This window comes from Variibacter gotjawalensis, assembly GCF_002355335.1.
Lineage (GTDB): Bacteria > Pseudomonadota > Alphaproteobacteria > Rhizobiales > Xanthobacteraceae > Variibacter > Variibacter gotjawalensis.
The window spans coordinates 96591-112205 of record NZ_AP014946.1; the positions used below are offsets into that span (position 1 = coordinate 96591).

8 protein-coding genes and 1 tRNA gene are annotated in these 15615 nt (G+C 55.6%); 4 read left to right on the forward strand and 5 right to left on the reverse strand.

What is annotated here, in order from left to right:
- The first annotated feature begins 137 nt into the window (after positions 1 to 137).
- Positions 138 to 1523, forward strand: a complete 1386-nt coding sequence (locus GJW30_RS23075) for a hypothetical protein (RefSeq protein WP_197703756.1) — start codon at positions 138 to 140, stop codon at positions 1521 to 1523.
- Between the two features lie 513 nt (positions 1524 to 2036).
- Here the strand turns inward: GJW30_RS23075 and GJW30_RS00470 are convergent.
- The 4 genes from GJW30_RS00470 to GJW30_RS00480 all read right to left on the reverse strand — a co-directional run bounded on the left by GJW30_RS00470 (position 2037) and on the right by GJW30_RS00480 (position 7855).
- Complete coding sequence (locus tag GJW30_RS00470) at positions 2037 to 5741, reverse strand: IPT/TIG domain-containing protein (RefSeq protein WP_096350417.1); 3705 nt, start codon at positions 5739 to 5741, stop codon at positions 2037 to 2039.
- 67 nt (positions 5742 to 5808) lie between these two features.
- The gene (locus tag GJW30_RS22460) at positions 5809 to 6081 is read right to left on the reverse strand and encodes a hypothetical protein (RefSeq protein ID WP_130364674.1); all 273 of its coding nucleotides are present in this window, start codon (positions 6079 to 6081) and stop codon (positions 5809 to 5811) included.
- A gap of 550 nt (positions 6082 to 6631) precedes the next feature.
- Entirely contained in the window at positions 6632 to 7327 is a 696-nt protein-coding gene (locus GJW30_RS00475) for an outer membrane protein (protein ID WP_096350420.1), read from the reverse strand.
- Positions 7328 to 7780: 453 nt separating this feature from the next.
- Positions 7781 to 7855: transfer RNA gene (locus tag GJW30_RS00480), tRNA-Asn, on the reverse strand.
- A 725-nt stretch (positions 7856 to 8580) separates the two neighbouring features.
- Here GJW30_RS00480 and GJW30_RS00485 point away from each other — a divergent pair.
- From GJW30_RS00485 to GJW30_RS00490, 3 genes are all read left to right on the forward strand, one after another.
- The gene (locus GJW30_RS00485; protein ID WP_130364677.1) at positions 8581 to 8889 is read left to right on the forward strand and encodes a hypothetical protein; all 309 of its coding nucleotides are present in this window, start codon (positions 8581 to 8583) and stop codon (positions 8887 to 8889) included.
- Positions 8890 to 9151: 262 nt separating this feature from the next.
- On the forward strand, positions 9152 to 9370 hold the full coding sequence (locus tag GJW30_RS22465) for a hypothetical protein (RefSeq protein ID WP_130364679.1): 219 nt from the start codon (positions 9152 to 9154) through the stop codon (positions 9368 to 9370).
- A 1833-nt stretch (positions 9371 to 11203) separates the two neighbouring features.
- Positions 11204 to 11503, forward strand: coding sequence for a hypothetical protein (locus GJW30_RS00490; RefSeq protein WP_096350424.1), 300 nt, complete (start codon positions 11204 to 11206; stop codon positions 11501 to 11503).
- Between the two features lie 1043 nt (positions 11504 to 12546).
- Here GJW30_RS00490 and GJW30_RS00495 read toward each other — a convergent pair.
- Positions 12547 to 15597: a calcium-binding protein gene (locus GJW30_RS00495; RefSeq protein WP_130364681.1), complete on the reverse strand. Its 3051-nt coding sequence runs from the start codon at positions 15595 to 15597 to the stop codon at positions 12547 to 12549.
- Positions 15598 to 15615: the final 18 nt, after the last annotated feature.

Genomic DNA, 15615 nt, shown 5'->3' on the forward strand with positions numbered 1-15615 from the left:
GAAATAAAATTGGTTCTAAATATTTGTAAATTTCAAATCATTATATATGCGCTAACTTTCAAACGATTATAACAGGGAACCAAATTTAAAAGATGCTATTATTTTGAAATGCGGACGGTCCGCTCGGAGGATACAAAATGGCTCTTGGTTCAATTGGCAGCATTCTAAATCCGGTGACTGGCGTTTTAAATCCAGTCACTGGCGTGCTCAATCCTGTGACCGGCATCCTTGACCCCGTAACCGGCATTTTGGATCCGGTGATTACGCCAATCACAGACATTCTGGACGGCATTCTCGATCCCGTAACGGGTGGGTTGCTCGACGGCATCCTTCCCGACATCCTTCAGCCTGTCGGCGATATCCTTGGCGGCCTCACGGGCGGCGGTGGCGTACTGAATCTAACTGATCTGTTGGACGATGGTTTGTTGGATGCGCTGAAGCTGACAAAGCTGGACGGCATCGATCTCAGCAACCTAGATCTCGGCGTTCTCGGTCTTAAGCTCGGCGGTAACGACAATCTCATTCCTGAAGTCAAACTCACCAGCGGTGACGTTACCCTTCTGGATCTTGTCACGGAGTTGGGTAGTTCGCGCGGCCTGCTCGTTGTTGACGGCAAGCTGCTGTTCCAAACGGCTGGCGATGCTTTGATCGACCTTGGACTGTCGGTTGGCAAAGACGGGACGTTGCTCGATTTGATCGGCTTGGACCTCAGCCTCGGCGATCTGATCACGATCATTATCGGCGGTGGCGGCGGCGGCGACGACGACGATCCGACAGTTGAGCAGCTCGCGCTCAACGAGGCGTATCTCAATATTACCCGAATTGATCCGACAACTTCAGAAGCTCCGGCAGACGAAGTGGCCGCGCTGAACACGATGGCCAATCAGATGAAAAACGGCACGCTCACGCTCGATCAAGCGGTGGCGAAAATCGTGGATTATGCCGACGATGGGACGTCAGTTGCGAATACTGCGTACCAATTTTTTACCGGCAAGACCCCGACGGAGGCCGGCGTCGATTATCTCGTTAACTCGCCGGACAGCATCAACGCCACGGATCTCAACGATGCTTACTACCAGCATTTCAATCTTGAGAATCGAGCGATCAACTTCGGCGTAAACCTCGGTAAGCTTGGCGAAGGCAATGCGAAATTCGTTGCTGACTACGGCGGTCTCAGCCTTTCGCAAACGGTTGGCAAAGCATACCAGGAGATCTTTGGCGTCGCGGCTGATCAGAACAAGATCAATGCGATCTTGAACGATCAGGTGCAGAACGCTAGCGGTAACGGCACGACGTACGCGCGCTCGGAATACTTTAAGTACTACGGCGGCGATGCGATCGGCACAAAAGCCGCCCTTGTAGGGTGGCTGATGACTGAGGCTGTCAAAGCAGACGTTGGCGCCTACGCGATTGCAAATGAGCATTTCCTCACCGATCTGGCTGACGGAAAAGCGCAGTTCAACGTGAACCTGATCGGCACCTATGCGAGTGCTGAGTCCGGGCACATCGACTACACGTCCTAATCTCTCGAAAAGACGCCCGGCGATCGATTGGACGCCCGGATTTTTGCCAATCGCCCGCAGAGACCTCCTCTCTGCGGGCGAAGAGCCGGGAGCGCCTGGGCCGACACCGCAGACCATTAGGCGTTCCCGGCTCGCTCTAACAAGGACTATCGAGATAGAACGTCGGCACGACTTAGAATGTCCGACCGTAGGCAAGATTCAGCTGTCCAACCTGACAGGTCCCACGAGGTCGTCCGAATAATAGTCTAGCGTCACGTTGAAGCCGGCTCAGGCTTGGGCCAGACGAGGCCTCCGGTGCTGGGGCCTATATTCGAGCGATGAGAGTGAGCGCATTGTGTTGGTGGAACCGCCAGTTTCGATCACGACCTCCCCCTCCTTGAGCGAAGATCTGTCCGTCAAGCAGTTCGTTGCGCAGCTCTAGTTGAAGCTTTTGCCGTATTCGTTCTCCAAGGGGCCGCGGCGCGATGCAAGGAGAATTTCGGGTCCGCAAATCCGCTGCGCATCCGAGGCAAGCTAATTCAACTGCATTCTTACGTTGGCCCGAAAGGTCCAAATTCTCGCGTCGGATCCGATGCCGCCGTATTCGCCGCCGAGTGCGACCGACAGGCCGTTCGGCAGTCGCGCCATGATTCCGCCTGTGACGCGCGCCGACCACCCGGACAGGATCGGCACCGAAGCCAGACCCTCTAGGTTCACCCCCTCGTAGTCGCGCGAGAAGTAGTAGTCCGCGTAGAGACCGATATACGGCGTGATCGCGGACTCCATCGAATATGCGGCTTTCGTACCGACCGACGCGCGCCCGGTCATAAAGTCGCGGGCCGGCTGGAAGGTCGACAACGTGTCCGTGTAGGAGCGTTGATGCTCCCACAGCGTGTAGAGTTTCGCGGACGGTTCGATCGCAAAGTCGGCCCAACGGTACGTGCCGGTGAAACCAGACGAGATTAACCAGCGGGTGCCAGTGAAATCGCCGGCGGCCGTGGCGGCAACGCCCGTGTAGTCGATGCCCGAATACGCTGCCGCAAGATCGAAGCGGAACTGATCCTGCAGTTTCCAACCAAAATAGCCGCCAACCGTCCAGCCGTCGCCAGCCAGCCGTCCGTTCAATGTGTCGGATGCGTAACGGAACGTTTCGTATCCGCCGAACGCGCCGACGACTACCTTCGGCGACAGCCGATAGGACACCCCCGTCAGCGCGTTGACCTGCTCGCCTTTGAGCGGCTGGATGTAGCCGGCACTCTCGATGCCGCTGTATTTGATATCGAGCCACAAGCGCCAATCGGATTTGATCTCGTAGAGACGCGGCTTGGCTTTGTTGAACGAAGCGAATGCGTCGTCGAGTTTCCCTTTCATCAAACGATCGCGCACATCGTCGCGCTGCGGCTTGGTGTCCTCGCGGCCGCCCGGGTCGGCCGCAAAGTTGACCCGCAAGCTGTTGCTGCCCGGCATGATGAATTGACCGCTTTCGCTGAACGCTTCGTCGATCGCGGAGTCGATAGAACTCGTGATCGCACCGCCTGAATTCTGCGCGACAACCCGAGAGCCTGCGATCTGGAGTTCGCGTAGCTTTGCGCTGTCGGCAGCGTTGCTGACGGTTTGCACCAGCGCCGGCGACGTACTGCCAGAGAAGCCTTGCACCTGCGTGTAGACCACCGTAATCGAATGAGCGCCGACGGAGAGCGAACTCGTCGTCAGCTTGGCGGTGCCCTGTGAAAGCGTCGCAGTCCCGATTACGGTCGCGCCGTCGCGGAACGACACTTCGCCGATCGGCACACCATTGCTGCTGCTCACTACCGCCGTGAAGGTGACGGCTTGCCCGGCCGGCGCCGGATTGCGGGATGAACTCACCGCCGTCGCGGTCGAGACGACGTTATAGCTAAACGCATTCGCCAAAGAGGCGGTGCCGTTCGGCGTCGTGATCGCGATAGTGACGACCCCAACCGCATGTGCCGGCGTCACAGCTGTAACAGTTGTCGCGTTGATCACAGTGACGGCCAAGGCGGCCGTGCCGCCAAAAGTCACCGCCGTTGCGCCGGAAAGGTTCGTGCCGGACAGTGTCACCAGCGTGCCACCAGCCGCCGATCCTGAATTCGGACTCGCACTCGCCAGCGTCGGCGCTGCGGCCGTATAGGTGAAACTGTTCGTCAACGTGGCATTACCGTTCGGCGTCGTCACGACGACATCCACGGGACCGGCGATATGCGCTGGAGCGACTGCTGTTACAGTCGTCGCATTCACTACTGTGACGGCCGAGGCTGTAGTGCCTCCGAATGTTACGGACGTGGTGCCGCTGAGATTGTTGCCAGTGATCGTAACGCCGGTTCCTCCCGTCACGGGACCCGATGTTGGCGACACACTGGTCAAGGTCGGAGCCGCCGCGACATACGTAAAGGCATTGGTCAATGATGCCGTACCGGCAAGCGTCGTCGCGGCAACCGTGACGGCCCCTGCCGCGTGCGGCGGTGCGACCGCGAGCACGCTGGTCGAGCTCAAGATGCTGACCGAGAGCGCTGGGATGCCATCAAACGTGACCGCGGCACCGAACAGGTTCGTGCCAGTAAGCGTAACGCCGGTTCCTCCCGTCACGGGACCGGATGTTGGCGACACACTGGTCAAGGTCGGAGCCGCCGCGACATACGTAAAGGCGTTGGTCAATGATGCCGTACCGGCAAGCGTCGTCGCGGCAACCGTGACGGCCCCTGCCGCGTGCGGCGGTGCGACCGCGAGCATGCTGGTCGAGCTCAAGATGCTGACCGAGAGCGCCGGGATGCCATCAAACGTGACCGCGGCACCGAACAGGTTTGTGCCAGTAAGCGTAACGCCGGTTCCTCCCGTCACGGGACCCGATGTTGGCGACACACTGGTCAAGGTCGGAGCCGCCGCGACATACGTAAAGGCGTTGGTCAATGATGCCGTACCGGCAAGCGTCGTCGCGGCAACCGTGACGGCCCCTGCCGCGTGCGGCGGTGCGACTGCGAGCACACTTGTCGAACTCAGGATGCTGACCGAGAGCGCCGGGATGCCATCGAACGTGACCGCGGCACCGAACAGGTTCGTGCCAGTGAGCGTAACGCCGGTTCCTCCCGTCACGGGACCCGATGTTGGCGACACACTGGTCAAGGTCGGAGCCGCCGCGACATACGTAAAGACATTGGTCAATGATGCCGTACCGGCAAGCGTCGTCGCGGCAACCGTGACGGCCCCTGCCGCGTGCGGCGGTGCGACTGCGAGCACACTTGTCGAACTCAGGATGCTGACCGAGAGCGCCGGGATGCCATCGAACGTGACCGCGGCACCGAACAGGTTCGTGCCAGTAAGCGTAACGCCGGTTCCTCCCGTCACGGGACCCGATGTTGGCGACACACTGGTCAAGGTCGGAGCCGCCGCAACGTATGTATAGGCGTTGGTCAATGATGCCGTACCGGCAAGCGTTGTCGCGGCAACCGTGACGGCCCCTGCCGCATGCGGCGGAGCGACCGCGAGCACGCTGGTCGAGCTCAAGATGCTGACCGAGAGCGCCGGGATGCCATCAAACGTGACCGCGGCACCGAACAGGTTCGTGCCAGTGAGCGTAACGCCGGTTCCTCCCGTCACGGGACCCGATGTTGGCGACACACTGGTCAAGGTCGGAGCCGCCGCAACGTATGTATAGGCGTTGGTCAATGATGCCGTACCGGCAAGCGTTGTCGCGGCAACCGTGACGGCCCCTGCCGCGTGCGGCGGAGCGACTGCGAGCACGCTGGTCGAGCTCAAGATGCTGACCGAGAGCGCCGGGATGCCATCGAACGTGACCGCGGCACCGAACAGGTTCGTGCCAGTGAGCGTAACGCCGGTTCCTCCCGTCACGGGACCCGATGTTGGCGACACACTGGTCAAGGTCGGAGCCGCCGCAACGTATGTATAGGCGTTGGTCAATGATGCCGTACCGGCAAGCGTTGTCGCGGCAACCGTGACGGCCCCTGCCGCGTGCGGCGGAGCGACTGCGAGCACGCTCGTCGAGCTCAAGATGCTGACCGAGAGCGCCGGGATGCCATCGAACGTGACCGCGGCACCGAACAGGTTCGTGCCAGTAAGCGTAACCGCCGTTCCGCCGATCGTTGGGCCAGATACAGGGCCAATACTCGTCACAGTCGGCGCAAGGAATTGTGCGTCAGCAGGGAATTGCAAAAACACGGCCATCGCGCCGGCGAGAAAACCGCGAAGGAAAAAACTGAGCAACACGAATCCTCCAATAATTCAAATACTACAAATAACTTTTATAGTTAATAAATCGTATATTAATATCCTATTAACCCTTTTCCCGTCCATTTAACGTTGGCACCACGCTTCTACCTGCAGCCGAGGAAAGACAGTCAACTTTGGTGTTCCGCCGACAATCGCGCGCCATGTAGGATGCAAAGTTGTTTGCTATCGCCGCGTCAAATGTTCCCAGCGCGCTGCTTGAAGCGATTCCAATATTGTGTTGTTCGCCAATTTTGCCGGAAACATGCTCGCTGAGCATGTGGATGACTGAAGAAAAATCACGACGCACTGCTCGAAGGAATTTCGTCGGCGGCGTCAATACGACCTCTAGCCCATACTGACCGTTGCCGTTGCATGATCGTAAACTGCGACGCGCTCTGTTTGCGATTGTCTCGTCGGCGTTTATTGAACCTTAGCCAAGATTTTGCAGCGAAAGAACATGTCGCGGGCAACGTAAAAAACCGAATTAATCAAAATAAAACTCGCGGCCGACTAACGCTTGGAATAGTCAAGGAGCGTCATGCACCCGCACGAGCAAATCCGCGCGCTGAAGTTGAATCGCGGCAAACCGGCATGTGTTAGGACAATTTGAGCTTACTGCTGCGCAACAAACATTTGAGCCAGGCGTCCCTGCTGATATGAAAAGTGCGCTGCAGAACGATGGCCCCACAGAAATTACGCTGAACGGCGTTGACGCTCTAGCTCAAGCGTAGCGGTCAAGCGTCTGTGGAGACGAGCCAAAAATCTTACTTAGCATCCGACTCATTGGCCGTACCGAGCTTCTTGATTCGCATCGATGGCAGGCGGGAAACCAAAAAAAAAGCCCCGCTGTCCAAGTAGACAGCGGGGCTTTCTAAGAAGACGAGATTTCAGTACGAGGCGACGATCGGAGCGCCACCAAAGCGATAGTTCACACCGAAGCGAACAGTGTGGAATTTGAGGTTCGCACTGACGCCATCGATCAGTGTTTCGAGATAGCGTTCGCGACCGAGATCAACGTACAGGTATTCAACCTTAGCCGACCAGTTGGGTGCGAATGCATACTCAAGACCGCCACCGACAGTCCAGCCGGTATGTGTCTTCGTCTGCTCGAGAGTCAGCAACGGCGTGTCAACACCGATCGTATTACGACCCCAGGCGAAACCGCCTGTCGCGTACCAAAGTGTCGGACCTGCCGCGTAGCCAAGACGACCACGAGCCGTGCCCCAGATGTCCAAGTCCGTGCGCGCGGTGAGGCCAGCGATCGTCTCGCGCTCGCCAATGTTCGAACCCTGGACGTCAGCCTCGATGCCGAACACCCAGTTCGGAGCCAGATGCCAGTTGAAACCGATTTGGCCACCGCCCGTGAAGCCCTCGACATCGACGCGGCCGATGTTCACGCCGCCGTCGAATGCCGTAGCACGGCCCCAGCCATAGCCGGCGTTACCGCCGATATAAAAGCCGTTCCAAGTCGTGTACTGCTCAACGACAACAGGCGCCTTGTAAACGGGGCGGCCCAGATCAGCGGCATGCGCGCTCGTGAGTGCTGTGGTGGCGAAGAGAGCCGCCGCGAAAAACTTCTTCATAGCCCGAAACCCCAAAAGATTCTGATGGGCCAGCATCGTATTTTTCGGTGATTCCAAATAGTGCAAAAAGGCAACACCCTGTGCCTTTCTCGGCAGCGTTGACCTTTGTCCAAACGGGTTATGGGTTGATGCTGCTTTTTGAACAGCGGGCGGCTAGGTTGCAGCAGCCTGCAACGGCCTGCCTTGCCTCGCAGGTTAGAGCCGGATCACTAGTTCGATAAAACCTCTGTCGATCCGGCTCGCACTACCTTGCCGACTCGCACGATGCCTATGCGGCCCGCGTTGGCTTGTGAAGCGCAGAATTCAGTTCCACTGGATATGTGATTTCAATGGCGAACATCCCCATTGGATGGCAACCCGGGTAGGGCCGAAGTATTCGGCGCGCGACGCACCGCAGCTCTCAGCGTTCCGGCTCGACCTCACCTACCACTTTTCTTAAGATTTCCGGCGCCCTGGCTCCGGGAGCAGAATTCAAACCTGCGACCGTCCGATTAACAGTCGGATGCTCTACCGCTGAGCTATCCCGGAATGGTGCCTAAAATCGCGGTTTGGCGCGGCCACCGCAACCCGCACGGCGACTCTGGGGAGCGGAGTGAGAGAGAGATCCGTCTGGCATTTACGCGACCTTGCCTTCCTCGGAGCGCTTGTTCGCTTCACTGAGCTTTGATCACTACGCCGCTCCTGCATACCCTATCTCGGTCATGCAAAGGCGCAACAGTTGGATAATTCCAAGCTTTTAATCTATTTGCGAGCGCTAACAGATTTGCATTTCAAACCGACTCTCACTAGCCAGAAGTGGGAACAGCAAACGAGCGCAGAAAATGCGTTATCAGCAAGACATCGTTAAAAGCGTTTGGCTAAACGCGCCGGCGATACCAGGCCTGAACGAAGATATGTGGCGGATGGCCGAATGTGGCCAACCAGTCGAGTGGGCTTCTTTTAATCTATCGGGAGCCGAACATGGTTGGACAATCCGAGAAATGAAGATTTTCGCATCCGCCCCGCTTGTCGACATCTCCGCGACCCACGACGTCCTGGATATTCGCGCTCAATTGCGTGTCTGACACAATCGGCGATTCGCGCGTATTGCGCTAAATTATGCTTTTGTCGATCGCTTGAGAGACAACGTCAATTTATATGACGCTTGTAATATCCGCGTGGAATATGAGAGACAGGCGTTTCTCATCGAAGGATGCGTGGTTTTCGGTTTTGGCCGATCGAGATTTCGCTGCTCTACAGGGATGGCTCCAGTGTTGTCCGAAGATGTCGATTATTGGATAAACGTCGCTGAAGGTCATCTCGACTGGTCGCACTCATTCAACGCCATCCATCTGTCGAAAAACGTTAGAGCTTGCTGCGCCAAGATAGCCGCCAGATCCGTTCCAGATGAAACCTTAGATTTAGCGCTAACCGGAGTTATCCTCGCTACGGACAACGTCACTACGGCATTGGCCGACCAGCAATGCGGCGGCAACTTTCGAGAAGTCGATATAGCAAAGCAGCAAGCGCAGCTTGCGATCCAGAACCTCCGAGAGCTCTTTTCAAAAGTCCAGCAGAGCTAAGTCACAGACGCGGACCCACGGCGGCAAATCGATTCGACCATCAAGCGCCGTAACATCGAACTTAAGGTCGCCCGACAATTGCAGAAGTTTGATCTTTGTCCATCGAGCAACCTGTGCAGCGATCTTGATCGCCACGCGTCCGGAAGTGCGCCCACCGTTAAATTCTCAGATACCAAACGTACTGAACGTTTTAAAATGCCGAGAACTTTGTGCAAACTAGTCGCTTAACTGGTCGCGGTATATAAAAATCCGGGAGATCGTGATGACGAGAGCAGCGGCCGTGGATGTGCTTATGAGCCAAGCTAATTGTCTAGCCGAGGCCGAACGGTGTGAAGGTTATGCTGCGTTATCCCTCAATGACGACAAAGAGCCATGGCTGGCACTTGCGGCGCGCTGGCGAATTCTTGCTGCAAAAATCGCCCAGCCCGCGCTCAAAAATTTCGCTAGTATTCGGTCACACTCGCCAATACCGCTGCAGTGACAACTGCAAACCGCGCGCTCTGGTTCTGTCGTCGCGGTGCACGAGGGCGAATTTGCAAACTCCAAAACCCACGTCGCGCTAATCGACGTCTTCAGTTCAAGTCTGCCAGACGGATAAATTTACGAAACTTTCGGGAGATGTGAACCATTGTAGCGATTCGATCGTAGCAGTCTGCATGACGAATATATCGGACAACGAACATTCCAGCTCTTTGACGGCGAGAGAGTGTCGCGACCGAGCTCACCACGCTATGGATTGCTCGGATCAAACTATCGACGTGGATGAGAAACGCGAGCTTCTTAAAGAAGCGTCGTATTGGCTCGAGCGTGCCATGAAGAGTGCGCCGGTGTAATCCGATTCACGCCCTGAAAATCAAACTTCCGGCTTCGCAAACGTTGAGCATAATTAGCTTGAGATGCCGACCCGCAAGCGGTGGTCGCGAAGTCTAGAGATGAGCAAGAATCATTCTTCAAATTAAATACGGTTTTCTGCGACGCGTATATCTTGACCAAAGAGAATGCGTCGATTCGATTATCAATCCGAGTCTGCCTTGAGGTTTGCGATAGGGCCGCACAAAGAGGCAAAAATTGAAAACAAATTTAGATTAGCGTTGGATCTAGGAAACGCATCAGGTTATCGCTCGCTTGATAAAGAAGTTCAGCTTTCAGCGCGATGACTTGGCATGATACTACTCTTCCAGCTTTCGTTCGACTCCGCGAAGCTGTGACTCAATCTCCGTCAATCGCGGGCACGATGATCGCTGGCTTTGAGCGCACGTCGATTGCCATTTCGGAAAGGAGGGCGCGCGCGTTTTCCCCTTCCGATAGACATGGAAAACTCGTCTCAGGCAAAGGTTTAAGGAGCGGCAAACGGCGGCGCTTCCAAAATGCGCGGCCCCCACGCTAGCGCTTGAACATGTTGCATTGAGCCGACACCGGGCACGAAAACGCCAAAACGTCCGAAGTGGGCAGCATCAACGCCAAATATATTCACGACGACGTGGACGATTTCCCAGTCCACAGACCGCCAGTCTTCACCTGCTGGCGTACCTTGCGGCCTGACGAGTCTCGCCCAGTAGTACCCTGGTCGATCCGGCGCTGTTAACATGAGCATCCAGTGAACACCACTTGTTTAGAAATCGCGCTAACTGAAGCTGCTCTGCTAATCAAGCGCGCGACATCGGCGTGTAGTACGCGCCACGTCATCTACATTGACTTGGTTAACAACTAGAACCTGCCATCAGCCGGATTGCTCTGCTGCGACTAACGATCCAAATTTCGAAGGCTGATTGCTTCTCGGTAAGTCTGCGCGCAACTGATAGCGGATTGATAAGAGCTAGCGGTTGTCACACCAGATTTGGCGTTTTTTTCGCGGCCGCCGGCAATCGCGCGCCATCCTCTCGCGTTGGTCATGTGAAGACTTGGTCATGAAAGCTTAAGCAAGATCGTCGCGTGTCAAAAGCGCCTGCGCACGGCTCAAGATCATTTCGATTGCGGGACCCTGTTTTAGCTGGAGCCCAAACAGACACGATGCAGTTATTAAAGTAACCTTCAGCTATGTCTGACGCGCCTTAGCGCTCCTGAGCGAGATAATTCTCAATCTTAGCGCTTGGTGATCAGCATACGACGGCGGACGCGAAGATAACCGTGGCACCGATAGACCGCCGCGGCTAGCTCAATCGAGCGCGCTTGACCACAGTCAATCGATGAATGATCAGCGGACCAGAACGACCCGATGGCTGGCGCCTCAGTCGAGAAGCCGATCAGCGTGCCGATTGAAGCATTTCGAAACCGCGAGTAGCTTACTCATGTCACAAATCGGGAAGCGATCGTCATGCACATAGCGGCAGCCTTTCTACTCCTCATTCTGATCTCCTTCGAAGTGGTTTCAGCAGGGAACGCACAAACATCGCAAGAGCAAATTTGTATGGCTGCTGCTGTAAGGGAGATCCCTCAGGGAGTTGCGATAGCTGATGTTCGAATGTCGTCGTCGACTTTGAAGCCGTCTGCAGACGCCCAAGACGGTATCGTCGAAATCGAAGTAAAATCGGGCAGCTTGCATACAACTCTTCAGTTCGGCTGCGTGCTGGAGAAAGCCCAACTGCCAAAAATCCGCGAACTAGAAGCGCAGTAGGTTTCTTTCCTAATAGGTCGATGCCTTGCCGACATGACCGTCACGGCATCAATCGGCGTCATGTAATATGTCAGTTATCCGTCGACCTATTTGGGCACGTCGGACAGATATCAGAGTTGTCCGAAATGGGCCTAGCAGCCCGTTTGAGGGTTCCATTTCGCTTTCCCCGGCTTCGGCTCCAGGTAAACTTTCGGAGCCCGTCTCAGATCTGTCTCAACAAGTTTGAGCCCGGGCTAGAGCCGAAGTATTAGAGCTTGGTCAAAGGTCTCGCGTCGCTTCGGCTCGTTTCATTTGTTCACAAGGCCCCGTCAAAGAGATTGCCTTACGGGGCAGCGGTGGAAGGTCGTTGATCAGATGGTTGAATCTTGAGCGCACGCTGCTCTCGTTGCCGCCATGCATTCACTAAAAATAACGGCGAAGGCGCACGCTCTAACGCCCTCTTAGACTGGACGTCGTGCCAAAGCCTTCAGCACTAGTCACGTGGATTGTTTGTTTCCCACGGCAATTCTCGGAGCGGCGGCGTCGACTCTCGCGGATTCAATAGCGCGTATCGGTGCTTAACTTTTTGATTTAAAATTCAAGAGTCTTTGTAGCCGAAAATAATCGGGCACCTGTTAAACCTACAGTACATTGTTGGGTAGACCTATGAAAAACACCATTGAAATCGCCACACGTTGCCTTCGATCTTTGGAACGGTGCAGGCACGAGCCAGCAACGATCAGTCGTGCGCTCATCGACATTGTCGAAGCTGATTTGCGGCCGAAAGGAAACGTCCAAGTTGAGCGCGTTGAGGCTTACGGTGCGGTATGTGCACTGCGTTCTGCTCGAACGCTCGGCAATCCCACCGATGGCAAATTGGCCGAAGCCATATCTAAAGTCCAGGCATGGCTAAAGCTGATGGGTGGCCGCAGCACAAGCTCGAGGGAAACTGGACACGTATCACGCAGAAGCGCTGCTTCAGAGAGGGCTCAAGCGAGAGTCTCGCGCTAGTTTTTACCAATAATTGCGCGCCGAGCGGATCGAAGCCAGTAGGCGATGGCCGGTCAATAGATGATGTCCGAGTGATCTAACTTCCCAGTGACTCCAGTGACGTCAATCACCACGTTGGCGAATGATTTCCATGAAGGATCAGTGGCGCCCTGCGCCACAAGATAAGTTTCATTTCCGTAGCTAACCAGACCGAAGAACGCTTGTTCTAGCTGCTGCTCAGTGACGAACGTTGTCAGCGCACTGAAAAGATCCGCTCCTTGGATTGCTATCACTTCGCCGTTGTTGAGAACGATCGGCGTGTGATTTGCTGAGTTGACGAGACCAAGCTGCGAAATGTCGATTTTATCACCGCCAGTACCGCCAAATCCTCCAAGATCGAGATCTGTGATCGTCAGCAGCGGCTTGCTGACCATATCTGTTCTGTCAGAAACGTCTAAAACGAACGTATCCTTCCCCCGACCACCACTAAGTGTGTCTGCAGCGTCGAATTGTCGACCTCCAGTTGAGAGGACATCATCGCCCTCGCCACCTACGATAGATTGAGCGTGAACATTTCCACTAAGACGAAGGTTGCCGATGAAGGAGCTTCCATCCACGATCTTGATCGAAGGCGCTTGAACGTTAGAGAGGTCAAAATTTTGACCGATACTTCCTCCAGTTAGCTTCAGTGTTGTTGCATCGTCACTGTAAAAAGCAGACATCCCCGCAACCGTTTTAGTCGCGATTTCGTTAGCCGTGACATCAACAAACACCGTTGCGGCCCCAATCGTTGTTACCGCTCCCGCAAAGCGTCCAACCGCCTGGTCGAACCCTCCTATTTGATCGCGCATACCTAGAGACAAGTGGATAGCCTGCTCGGACGCGTTCTGGCTCAAAGATGCCGTTACCGAGCCGCTGTCTAGAATAGCGATGTCGGCGTGATCCTGCGTTGCACCGAGATTGAGATAGAAGGCAGAAGCGGTGGACTTGTGAACGATGTTTTCTATGGATGCGAACTGTCCAGCGTCGAAAGTAAAAGTACTCTTTCCGTAAAATTCGAGAGTTTCGATGGATTTAAGCGACGCGGCAGAGCTCGCAGTTAAGTCGGCTGATACCGCGAGGGTGTCCGAGCCGCCGCCGCCATCCAAACCGTCACGGAAATCGAACCCGGCTCCGAAATCAAAGCGATCGTTTCCGGCACCACCCTGCACAACGACGGCTCTAGATTCGTCAAGCGCTATGGATAAACTGCCGGCTAGCTTCCCGGCATCGACACTCGTCGCGCCTTGCAGTGCGGACTGTATCGTCAACGAGCCCGAACCGGAGAAACTATAGGAGCGCGTCCAATTCGCCGCCTCGATGTCTCTACCTAGAAGCCCACTTGTGCTCGAATAAAGCGAGTTAAGATAATTGTGCCCTATCAGTCCTACTTCAAGTGACTCGACGCCTTCGTTCAACGTCCCGCCGATGTTAACATCACCGAACTGTCCCGACGCCGCACTGCCGACATCCTGCAGATCGAGGTGGATTTTTGTGTCACTGCCCGCAATTGCGGCGTCAGCAAAACGGAACAGAAAGTAGGTCGGTAGGTCCGTAGATACATTCTGCAACGCTAAATTTGCTGGCGCTTGAATCTCGACCATTGAGAGAATGGCGCCTGCAGCAGCGCCGTTCACCGCTATGTTCTTTGCTCCTGTCGTCCCACTAAAATCAAATATTGAAGCGACAGCTGCGGAGAGGTTGATAGATTCAATCCCTGTGATTATCGGCCGTGTCGGGCTCAAAGAGCTCAACTGTGCATACAGGGCGCTGCCTTGTTGCCCATTGATCGTGTCATCCGACGAAAGAGTTTGCTTCCACACGCCATCAGAGAGTACGAGCGGTGCAACCACGAGGTTCGCCGTCACCTTTTCACTAGCGACACTTAAAAAAGATGCAGTGACCGCTGCGGTAGAAGAAGTCGCGGTAGCAAGGGCTGTGTGCAAACCGCCATTGCCTAATTTCTCCCAAGCCAGCGAAGCTTCGCCAAGCTTGAGGCCCCCCGAAGAAAAATCAGTGGTTTTCACCGCGTCAGAAGTTGCATTCTTTACGGCAATAGCACTTTGCTGATTCGATTTGGCATCTGCTGGTTCAGCGACAATTTCACTAGCTTTCGAAAGAGCAGGCGCTGGCGCACTAGATCCTTTCGCAATACTACGCGCCGCCACATCTACGGAGAGCGCGTAGAACGCACTATCGGTCGCGATCCGTTCGATATGGCCAGGAGCCCACAGCGCCTCCTTTTGGACTAGCCCAGCGGATGGCGCGGGTAGGTCGTTAGACTTCTCTACAGCCGGCCCGCGGCCGGGCTGGGGAAATACGCCAACCCTAACGGGCGTGTCTTCGGCCGCTGAATGGCTATCAAAAGAGGACTCGGGAACGCGCGCTCTATCGACGACAGTCGTCCAGTCAGCCGCAGACAGGTCGCTCGCGGGCTTCGAGAGCGATGCCAGTAGTCCGTGAAACGAGCTTACTTCGTTCGGCTGGCTAACATGCGCGGCAGCAAGACTGAACGAAAAAATGCTGATCCAAGCTAATGAGCCGACAGCTGTGTTTTGAGCCGATTGCTCGCGAGCAACCGCGCGATTGATTGCCTCTTTGACGCTGACGTCGCCCCCACTCTTGTTGCGTTCAGCCTCTGCCGCATCCGCTTTCGAGATGTTACCGAAGACGTCAGAAATTAAAACGGCGGATGCAACGAATGCAGTGAGAACCGCGCTGGGTAAATAGATGACGTTAGTGGCTTTGTTCCGTGAAACACCGTTGTGGTCAGCCAGAATTTGATCTGTAATATTCCGCAGGCTGTTCCCGCGATACACTTTCTTGAACTGCGAGTTCACGACAACGATGGAGCCATCGAGACGCGCAATTTGAACCAATACGTCGCCCGTCTCGTCGTTCTCAAAAACCGCCCAAGGCTCTTCCTCGTCGGTTTTTCCGAAATTCAATGATACCGGCAGACCTGCATCGATTAGGAAGTGCAGGACGCGATAAAGATCGGCGGTATCTTGCGTCGACCACGGTTCCGGCAACGCACGCAAAGACGTGCTCGCACGACCAAAAAGGGAGACGATCCGTGCTGCCAAGTTAACACCTCAAGGGGC

What these genes read in the sequence shown, in the direction of transcription:
- GJW30_RS23075 (WP_197703756.1), top strand. Translation starts at nt 138, where the DNA reads ATGGCTCTTGGTTCAATTGGCAGCATTCTAAATCCGGTGACTGGCGTT.
- GJW30_RS00475 (WP_096350420.1), bottom strand. Translation starts at nt 7,327, where the DNA reads ATGAAGAAGTTTTTCGCGGCGGCTCTCTTCGCCACCACAGCACTCACG.
- GJW30_RS22465 (WP_130364679.1), top strand. Translation starts at nt 9,152, where the DNA reads ATGACGAGAGCAGCGGCCGTGGATGTGCTTATGAGCCAAGCTAATTGT.
- GJW30_RS00490 (WP_096350424.1), top strand. Translation starts at nt 11,204, where the DNA reads ATGCACATAGCGGCAGCCTTTCTACTCCTCATTCTGATCTCCTTCGAA.